The sequence below is a fragment of the Aeromonas sp. R5-1 genome (assembly GCF_040908265.1).
Taxonomy (GTDB): domain Bacteria; phylum Pseudomonadota; class Gammaproteobacteria; order Enterobacterales; family Aeromonadaceae; genus Aeromonas; species Aeromonas caviae.
In genome coordinates, this window is the sequence record NZ_JBFODJ010000054.1 from 22,621 (window position 1) to 30,112 (window position 7,492).

Here is a 7,492-nt window from a genome sequence, read left to right on the forward strand (position 1 = left end):
CTTTGTGAGGGATCGGTCTCACACAAACCGGCGGATCTTAATCGCCACAGGAAAACGTTTCAACCCATCGAAAAATAAACGAGTTTGCGCTCAATTAGCGCTGGAAAGCGCGATACCAATCACTAAAATAGCGCCCAATTTTCTCCCATCCCCCCACACATTCGAGGTATTTATGGAACAGGCTGCCGCCCCAAGCGCCATCCGAGAGGCCCATCCCCCCAGGCGAGCCCACAGCGAACTGGTCTACGGCATCGAGGATGTCCCCCCCCTGCCCCAGACCCTGTTCGCCGCCCTGCAGCATATGCTCGCCATGTTTGTCGCCATCATCACCCCGCCCCTCATCATCGCCAACGCCCTCGGCCTCCCTGCCGATGACACCCGCTACATCGTCTCCATGTCCCTGGTCATGTCCGGCATCGCCTCCTTCATCCAGACCCGCCGTTTCGGCCCCCTCGGTTCCGGCCTGCTCTCGGTACAGGGCACCAGCTTCAACTTCCTCGGTCCCATCATCGCCTCCGGCCTCGCCCTCAAGCAGGCGGCCATGCCCACCGACGATCTGCTGGGCACCCTGTTCGGCACCATGCTGGCAGCGGCCCTCACCATCGTCGTCATGAGCCGCTTCCTGCACCTGGTCAAACGGATCATCACCCCGCTGGTGACCGGCATCGTGGTATTGCTCATCGGCCTGACCCTCATCAAGGTAGGGCTCATCAGCATGGGGGGCGGCTACGGCGCCCTGGCGGACGGCAGCTTCGCCAGCCACACCAACCTCTTTCTCTCCCTGCTGGTGCTCGGCCTCATCGTGCTGATGCAGCGCAGTCGCAACCCCTGGCTGCGCCTCTCCGCCATCATGATCGCCATGCTGGCGGGCTATGCGGTGGCGCTGCTGCTGGGCAAGGTGGCAGTCCCCACCTTCGACGGCCCGCTGCTGATGGTGCCTGTTCCGCTCCACTACGGGCTCGGCTTTGACTGGCAGCTGTTCGTGCCGCTCGCCATCATCTTCGTGGTGACGGCGCTGGAGGCCATCGGCGACATGACCGCCACCTCCGACATCTCCGGCGAGCCGCTGGAAGGGCCGGTCTACATGGCGCGGATCAAGGGGGGCGTGCTGGCCGATGGCGCCAACTCCATGCTGGCGGCGGTCTTCTCCACTTTCCCCATGTCCACCTTCGCCCAGAACAACGGCGTCATCCAGCTGACCGGGGTGGCCAGCCGCCATGTCGGCCTCTTCATCGCCGCCATGCTGGCCCTGCTCGGCCTGTTCCCGGCGGTGGCGAGCCTGGTGCAACAAATACCTGAACCCGTGCTCGGCGGCGCCACCATCGTCATGTTCGGCACCATCGCCGCCGCCGGGGTGCGCATCATCTCCCGGGAGGAGCTGGACCGCCGCGCCCTGATGATCCTGGCGGTGTCGCTCGCCATGGGTCTCGGAGTGGCCCAGGTGCCCGAGGTGCTGCAACACCTGCCGGAGCTGGCCAGGAGCGTGCTCTCCTACGGCGTCGCCACCGGCGGCCTCACCGCCATCCTGCTCAATCTGCTGCTGCCCAGGCGCGCCGCCGCACAGGCCTGACACTCCGCCATCCTTGCACCAAAGCCCCGCCATGCGGGGCTTTACCTTGTTTGCCCCCGCGCGTACTGTGCTTGGCAGCCTCTGCCAAAGGATGCCTCTCATGCCTTATACCCTGCTGCCCCCGCCGCCCGCCCACCAGACACCCGACCAGATCCTGGCCGAGGAGCAGCGCTGGCTGCGGGAGTGCGCCGGTGACGGCGAGCCCAGAGCCCTCCTCTGGCAGGGCCCCCAATGCCTCATCGTCACCCGCAAGGATACCCGTTTGCCCCGCTACCAGGCCGCCTGCGAGCAGCTGGCCGCCGAGGACTGGCCGGTGTTCGTGCGCGACAGCGGCGGCACCGCCGTGCCCCACGGCGCCGGCATCCTCAACCTCTCCCTCATGCTGCCCCGCACCACCACGGATCTGGCCCACTACTACCGGCTGCTGGGGGCGCCCCTGCTCGCCCTGCTGGAGGAACACGGTCTTGCGGGCAGCTACGACTTCGTGCCCGGCTCGTTTTGCGACGGCCAGTACAACCTGGTGATCGGGGGCCGCAAGGTGACCGGCACCGCCCAGCGCTGGCTGGCGCCGGGCCGGGAGCACGACGGCGCCGTGCTGGCTCAGGCCATGCTGCTGGTGGCGGGGGATGTGGACGAGGGCACCCGGATGGCGAGCCGCTTCTACGAACTGGCCGGGGGCGAGCTGCGCTTTGCTCCGGGCACCTCCACCACCCTGGCTCACGCCATTGGCTGGCAGGGGGATGAGGCGGCCCTGGTGAGCCGGGTGAGCAGGGCGCTGGCGCAGCGGCTCACCGGAGATATTCCCTCCCCCTGACCCCCTGGGGGCAACAAGCGCCGCCATTCATTGCGTAAAATGCAAAAAAGCCACGATGAGCGTCGTGGCTTTTGCGTATTTCGCACAGATATTGTCAGAGGAGCCGGGATCAAGCCCCGGGTTTTTCCATCCCAGCCCGGATCCCGGTTGACGCCATGGACAGGGGCCCGGTGACAGGGCTCCCCGCAGGCCCGCTTCTCATCAGGCCGTCTGCGGCTCGGGCTCGGACTCCGTATCCCGGTCCCGGCTGAAGTAGGCGCGGGTCTCGGCAATCACCACGTGGCGCAGGCCGATGAGGCCGATGAGGTTGGGCACCGCCATCAGGCCGTTGACGATGTCGGCCAAGAGCCAGATCAGGTCCAGATGGAGGAAGGCACCGCTCGCCACCAGCACCAGATAGATGAGGCGGTAGGGTTTGATCGCCTTCACCCCGAACAGGTACTCGGTGCAGCGCTCGCCGTAGTAGTTCCAGCCAAGGATGGTGGTAAAGGCGAAGAACAGGAGGCCGATGCTCACCAGATACTGGCCCACATGGGCATCCAGCCCCTGGGCAAAGGCCAGACTGGTCATGGCCGCACCGCTTGCATCGCCGCTCCACACCCCGGTCACCACCAGCGTCAGGCCGGTCATGGTGCAGATGATGAGGGTGTCGATGAAGGTGCCGGTCATGGAGACCAGCCCCTGCTCCACGCAGGAATCGGTCTTGGCCGCCGCCGCCGCGATGGGGGCCGAACCCAGGCCCGACTCGTTGGAGAAGACCCCGCGCGCCACCCCGGACTGGATCGCCAGCATAATGCCGGCGCCGACGAAACCGCCGGTGGCCGCATGGCCGGTGAAGGCGCTCCCGATCACCAGCATGACCGCATCGGGCAGGGCGCCTGCATTGTTCACCAGCACCCCGGCACAGGCGACGATGTAGAAGATGGCCATGAAGGGCACCACCTTGCTCGACACACTGGAGATGGACTGGATACCCCCCAGGGTCACCAGCGCCACGATCAGGGTCAGCACCACGGCGGTCACTTCACGGGGTACCGAGAAGGAGAGGCTCATGGCATCACTGATGGCGTTGACCTGGGGGAAGGTACCGATGCCGAAGAAGGCGACGCCGATGCCGAACAGGGCAAACAGCTTGGCGAGCGGCCTGGAGCCGAGCCCCTTCTCCAGATAGTACATGGGGCCACCTGCCATCTGGCCGTTGGCGTCCTGCTGGCGATATTTCACCGCCAGCAGGCACTCGGCGTACTTGGTGGCCATGCCGAACAGGGCGGCCATCCACATCCAGAACAGGGCGCCCGGGCCGCCGAGCTTGATGGCGGTGGCGACCCCGACGATGTTGCCGGTGCCGATGGTGGCGGAGAGGGCGGTGCACAGGGCACCAAAGCTGGAGACATCCCCTTGCTTGCCCTGCCCCTGATCGCGGCCAAAGACCAGCTTGAGGGCCAGCGGCAAACGCACGATCTGAAGCAGACCCAATCGCCAGGTGAGATAGATACCGGTCCCGACCAGCAGGATCAGCAGGGGGGGACCCCAGATAAAGCTATCGATGGCGGCGAGCGCCGATTGAATTGATGACATGCATCCTCCTTAAAAACAACGATTAAGGAGGAGAAGGATGATCTTCCCATAGGTGTCGCGATCGGCCAGAGGCGATCGGATGCGGGCCAAGCCCAGGTACAACCATCCCATCCCCTCTGTCCTTTTGCCTGAGAGTTTCCGGCGCCAGATTGCGATGCAATCACGGTGCCTTGCTCCTTCGGCGCCCGATTCAACGGGTCTCTCCAGAGTATCGTCCAGTAGCAGTCCACACCGGTTGCCCGGTACCTGAAAGATTCACTTCTTCGGTGGATGGTTGTCCATCGCTCTCCTGCTACCTTCATCCGAACTAGTTTGGATCAGGAAGCGGGCATGGTAATCCAAAAAATGTGAGCTGTCTCGCACTCCCTGGCCCCGGCGCCCCCTTTTTACCTGGCCGCAACCTCCAGGCCTGATGTTATTAGTTCGTTAACTATCAACAGCTTATCAAGCTCCCTTCGGAGGTGCTCCCCATCACGGCCCTGATCGCTCCCCGTATCAAGAGCCTGTTTCGTCTCGACCAGAAAAACTTGCCGACATATCCAATCAAAATGCTTGCACACAAACTCAATAAGCCGATAATCCCGCGCATAACTAAGCACTTTGCAAGGGAGTTATGCAATGTGCCTGGTGGGTCCCTCCGGACCGCTCGCCTGAGCCGGCCGTCGCCGGTTCAATCGCATATGGCTTGGGCATATCACGCCCCCTAAGGACTATCAAAAGAGAATGAACGAGACCCTGGTCGCACAAGATTACCGTCAGTTGGTTGAACAATTCGGCTCCCCCCTGCTGCTGCTCGACAAGGCAGCCGTCCGCAAACAGTATCGGGCCCTGGCGGCCGCCCTGCCCGATGTGCGCTTGCATTATGCACTCAAGCCCCTGCCCCACGAGGCGGTGGTCTCTGTCTTGAAGGAAGAGGGGGCCTGTTTCGATCTGGCCACCAATGGCGAAGTGGATCTGGTGCGCAGCCAAGGGGTTCGCCCGGGACGCTGCATCCATACCCATCCCATCAAGCGTGACAGCGACATCCGTTATGCCCTGGAATTCGGCTGCACCGTGTTTGTCTATGACAACCCGCTGGAGCTGGAAAAGTTCCTGCCCTACAAGGATGAAGTGAAACTGCTGCTGCGGGTCAGCTTCCCGAACCCCGAGACCAAGGTCGATCTCTCCAAGAAGTTCGGCTGCACCCCGGAGCAGGCACTGCCGTTGCTGCAACTGGCCCAGGCCAAGGGGATCAAGGTGATGGGGCTGTCATTCCACGTCGGCTCCCAGGTGCCCCATGCCCGTCGCCACGTGCAGGCCATCGACGCCTGCCGCGAGATCATGGAGCAGGCCTGGGAGCTAGGGCTCAAGCCCTGGGTGCTGGACATCGGCGGCGGCTTTCCGGTGGACTATGACGGCGGCGAGTTCGACATCGACGGTTTCTGCGCCCCGATCCGCGAGGCCCTGGCCAAGCTGCCCGCCACGGTGCAGAAGATTGCCGAGCCGGGCCGCTTCATCAGCGCGCCGGCCATGACCTCGGTTTCCAGCGTGATGGGCAAGGCCCACCGCGGCGACAAGATCTGGTACTACCTGGATGACGGTCTCTACGGCAGCTACAACGGCCAGCTCTACGACCACGTTACCTACCCGGTGAGCACGCCCTATGCCCACGGCGAACTGCACAATGCGGTGCTCTCCGGCCCCACCTGCGACAGCGTGGACGTCATCCGCGACAGCATCATGCTGCCGGATCTCGAGATCGGCGAGCTGGTGGTGGGTCGGGTGATGGGGGCCTACACCTGGGCCTCCGCCTCCACCTTCAACTTCTTCCCCAAGGCGAGCATCCTGATCCTGGACAGCGCCCAGAAGCAGAAGCTGGTTGCCGTGGCCTGAGACCAGGACCCGCGCACAAAAAAGAGGGGACGCCGCGGCGTCCCCTCTTTCATTTCATCACCAGACTAGATGAACTGGCTCGTCAGCAGCCAGCCGGTGTAGGCGACGAAGCAGGCGAGCAGCACGCCCCCCTCCAGCCGGTTGATGCGCCCCTGCCCCTTGCGGCCCAGACACATCACCAGCAGCAACAGGGTCAGCCCCATCATGATGCTCCAGTCGCGGGAAAGCACTTCGGGCGCCACCTCGAGCGGGTGGATGCCGGCGGCGATGCCCACCACGGCCAGGGTGTTGAACAGGTTGGAACCCAGCACGTTGCCAAGGGCCAGATCGTGCTCGTTCTTGCGAATGGCGATGAGGGACGATGCCAGCTCCGGCAGGGAGGTCCCCACCGCAACTATGGTCAGGCCAATCACCAGATCGCTGATGCCAAAGCCCTGGGCGATGGTCACCGCCCCCCACACCAGCAGACGGGAAGCCCCGATCAGCAGCACCAGGCCGACGATGAGCCAGAGGATGGCGCTCTTGAGAGACATGCCCTCGGAGACGATGTCCTCCTCGGTATCCGTATCCAGCGCATCCCCCTTGCCGTTCATGCCGGCCCAGATGGACCAGCCCATCAGCACTGCGAACACAGCCCCCAGAATGGCGGCATCCATCCGGCCCAGATTGCCATCGATGAGCAGGGCGCCGGAGAGCAGGGTGATGCCGAGCAGGATGGGGATCTCCTTGCGCACCACCTGGGAGGCGACGGCAATGGGGCTGATCAGGGCGGTCAGACCCAGGATCAGGGCAATATTGGTGATGTTGGAGCCATAGGCATTGCCGAGCGCGAGCCCGGGATTGCCCTGGGAGGCCGCCAGCGCGGAGACCACCATCTCGGGGGCCGAGGTACCAAAACCGATGATCACCATGCCGATCAGCAGCGGCGGCATACCGGCGTAACGGGCGGTGGCGGCGGCGCCGTCCACGAACTTGTCGGCACTCCAGACCAGCAACGCCAGTCCGGCAATCAGGGCAACAAAAGCCAGGGTCATATTGTTCTATCTCATCCACGGCAAACACGAGAGCCAGGCAAGTTGCCTGGCTCCATCCAAACGCGGCCTCAGTGTAACGGGGTCGCTTGCTATTTCAAGGTGTAATCAAACGCCGATTAATCTTTCACAGCGCCGCCAGCAGGCTCTGGGCATCCGACACCTCGAACTTGCCTGGCGCCTCCACGAAGAGCCGCTCCACCACACCGTCGTTGGCGATGAGGGCAAAACGCTGGGCCCGCACGCCGCCGAAGGCGCCGGTCTCCTTGGCCAGACCCAGTGCCCGGGTCCAGCTGCCGTCACCGTCCGCCATCATGGTGATGGCAGAGGCGTTCTGGGCCTCCTGCCACGCCTTCATCACGAAGGCGTCGTTGACCGACAGACAGCACAGTTCCACCCCCTTGGCCTTGAACTGATCGGCCAGCACCACGTAGCCCGGCAGGTGAGCGTTGGAGCAGGTGGGGGTGAAGGCGCCGGGCACCGCAAAGAGCACCACCCGCTTGTCGGCAAACAGGGCCTGGGTATCCTTCACCCGACATTCCGCACCTGATTTAGGAATAAATTTGCCGATAGCGCTCACCCAATACCTCCAAAATGATCTGCTGGTCTCCTGTTAGCTCCGTTACT

5 protein-coding genes, 1 pseudogene and 1 riboswitch are annotated in these 7,492 nt (G+C 63.8%); of the genes and pseudogenes, 3 read left to right on the forward strand and 3 right to left on the reverse strand.

The features are described 5' to 3' along the window. Positions 1 to 172 precede the first annotated feature (172 nt). Both AB5Y64_RS08350 and AB5Y64_RS08355 read left to right on the forward strand, forming a co-directional pair. A complete protein-coding gene (locus tag AB5Y64_RS08350; RefSeq protein ID WP_128272630.1) occupies positions 173 to 1,570 on the forward strand; it encodes a nucleobase:cation symporter-2 family protein in 1,398 nt (465 codons plus the stop codon). A gap of 100 nt (positions 1,571 to 1,670) precedes the next feature. Next, on the forward strand, positions 1,671 to 2,384 hold the full coding sequence (locus tag AB5Y64_RS08355; protein WP_201871300.1) for a protein ligase: 714 nt from the start codon (positions 1,671 to 1,673) through the stop codon (positions 2,382 to 2,384). A gap of 201 nt (positions 2,385 to 2,585) precedes the next feature. Here the strand turns inward: AB5Y64_RS08355 and AB5Y64_RS08360 are convergent, their stop codons facing one another. Continuing rightward, on the reverse strand, positions 2,586 to 3,962 hold the full coding sequence (locus tag AB5Y64_RS08360; protein ID WP_053288163.1) for a sodium:alanine symporter family protein: 1,377 nt from the start codon (positions 3,960 to 3,962) through the stop codon (positions 2,586 to 2,588). A 106-nt stretch (positions 3,963 to 4,068) separates the two neighbouring features. Then, positions 4,069 to 4,179, reverse strand: a riboswitch (glycine riboswitch). A 506-nt stretch (positions 4,180 to 4,685) separates the two neighbouring features. On the opposite strand from AB5Y64_RS08360, the gene AB5Y64_RS08365 reads away from it, so the two are divergent. Next, a complete protein-coding gene (locus AB5Y64_RS08365) occupies positions 4,686 to 5,834 on the forward strand; it encodes a type III PLP-dependent enzyme (protein WP_010673490.1) in 1,149 nt (382 codons plus the stop codon). Positions 5,835 to 5,899: 65 nt separating this feature from the next. Here AB5Y64_RS08365 and AB5Y64_RS08370 read toward each other — a convergent pair whose 3' ends face one another. Together AB5Y64_RS08370 and AB5Y64_RS08375 are read right to left on the reverse strand one after the other, a co-directional pair. Beyond that, positions 5,900 to 6,868, reverse strand: coding sequence for a calcium/sodium antiporter (locus tag AB5Y64_RS08370; RefSeq protein ID WP_010673489.1), 969 nt, complete (start codon positions 6,866 to 6,868; stop codon positions 5,900 to 5,902). Between the two features lie 124 nt (positions 6,869 to 6,992). Continuing rightward, a pseudogene (locus tag AB5Y64_RS08375) lies at positions 6,993 to 7,391 on the reverse strand (peroxiredoxin); the annotation flags it as partial. Positions 7,392 to 7,492: the final 101 nt, after the last annotated feature.

What these genes read in the sequence shown, in the direction of transcription:
- AB5Y64_RS08350 (WP_128272630.1), top strand. Translation starts at nt 173, where the DNA reads ATGGAACAGGCTGCCGCCCCAAGCGCCATCCGAGAGGCCCATCCCCCC.
- AB5Y64_RS08355 (WP_201871300.1), top strand. Translation starts at nt 1,671, where the DNA reads ATGCCTTATACCCTGCTGCCCCCGCCGCCCGCCCACCAGACACCCGAC.
- AB5Y64_RS08360 (WP_053288163.1), bottom strand. Translation starts at nt 3,962, where the DNA reads ATGTCATCAATTCAATCGGCGCTCGCCGCCATCGATAGCTTTATCTGG.
- AB5Y64_RS08365 (WP_010673490.1), top strand. Translation starts at nt 4,686, where the DNA reads ATGAACGAGACCCTGGTCGCACAAGATTACCGTCAGTTGGTTGAACAA.
- AB5Y64_RS08370 (WP_010673489.1), bottom strand. Translation starts at nt 6,868, where the DNA reads ATGACCCTGGCTTTTGTTGCCCTGATTGCCGGACTGGCGTTGCTGGTC.